Below are 1296 nucleotides of genomic sequence, written 5' to 3'. Positions count from 1 at the left end.
CAACCAAGGCATTGCCCGGTACCAGTTCCTTAGCGTTTAATTCCTGAGGAAGAAGCGCGTACTTGACGGGGCCGAAAAACGCGGATTGCGTACCCATTAAGAAAAGCAGCAGAAGTAAGACACCATAGCTTTCTGTTATAAAGCCAACGGCGCCTAGCAGCATGATGGCGATTTCAAACAGTTTTACTTTGCGAATAAACCACGATTTCTCGTATTTATCCGCCAAAACTCCAGCAGAGGCAGAAAAAAGGAAGAATGGAAGAATGAATAAGCCAGCTGCTAAGTTTATGAATAAATTACTAGAAATGGGTAATGCGCTAGAACCAGCGAAAGCGACAAACAGCAACAAAACGTTTTTAAAAATGTTGTCGTTGAAAGCGCCAAAAAACTGAGTAACAAAATAGGGCAGGAACTTTCTTTGCGTAAGCAAGGACGGCTGTCTGTCGGATGACATGGATAATCCTTTGTTTGTTACCAGTTCATGATGTAGTTAGAAAGCAAGTTACTGATTAACTCTTTACCATCTACAGGCTCACTTGAGAAAAACTTGTCATCAACGCTAAGAAGAGTAATGCCGTGTACGCCAGCCCATAGTACGCGACTCGCTTGAATGACTTCGGATTCCGTACGTTGAGGAGCGATTTGTGCGAGTAATGATTCGAGCATGCCTGTCATGCCATCAATACGTTTCGCATGCCATTCTGGAAGTTCGGCACCGTTCATGTTGTGTTCGAAAACCAATTGCCAACGGTAAGGATGTTTTTGCGCGAAATCGTGGTAGCAGTATGCAAGTTCAAAAAGTGCTTGATGAGCATCTTTACTGCTTTTTGTTGCATTTAGCGCTTCCTGCGATAACTCATCTAAAGTTTGAGCCACGGCATGAAGTAGCAACAAATTATAGTTACCAAAAATATTCACCAAGGTGCTTGGCACGTAACCAATCATGTTAGCGATCTTACGAAGGCTAAGTTCGTGGTAAGAGTTCTCATCTAAAAAATTTTTGACCGTCGTTAAGGTCAAGTTAATCAACTCTTCTCTGGTGTGATCGTTTCTGCGCGCCATACTCTCAAACTGCTTTATTGAACAACGTTCAATATGATAGACAGCTACTTAATGAGCGTCAACCGCGCAATCACGTCAGAAGGCGACATGTTTGGCAATATTCTGATACATGTCAGACTCTTTAGATTGTTTTCATAAGGTGACATACGGAGTATGATGAACCAACAATCATCTTTGGCGTGCTACTGCTTGTATGTACAAGGTTTGGAGCACAATCTGAGATGTACCCAAACG

Annotated in this window: 2 protein-coding genes; both read right to left on the bottom strand. The window is 42.6% G+C overall.

What is annotated here, in order from left to right; genetic code table 11:
• A partial coding sequence (locus R7F67_RS24190; protein WP_318057459.1) for an MFS transporter occupies window positions 1–454 on the bottom strand: 454 nt, incomplete at its 3' end.
• Window positions 455–471: 17 nt separating this feature from the next.
• Window positions 472–1062, bottom strand: coding sequence for a TetR/AcrR family transcriptional regulator (locus R7F67_RS24185; protein WP_005456899.1), 591 nt, complete (start codon window positions 1060–1062; stop codon window positions 472–474).
• Between the last annotated feature and the right edge of the window lie 234 nt (window positions 1063–1296).

Origin of the sequence: Vibrio sp. YT-17 (assembly GCF_033337375.1) — a bacterium.
Lineage (GTDB): Bacteria > Pseudomonadota > Gammaproteobacteria > Enterobacterales > Vibrionaceae > Vibrio > Vibrio alginolyticus.
The sequence above is the reverse complement of the archived record's forward strand: the minus strand, read 5'-3'. Positions and strand labels throughout refer to the sequence as shown.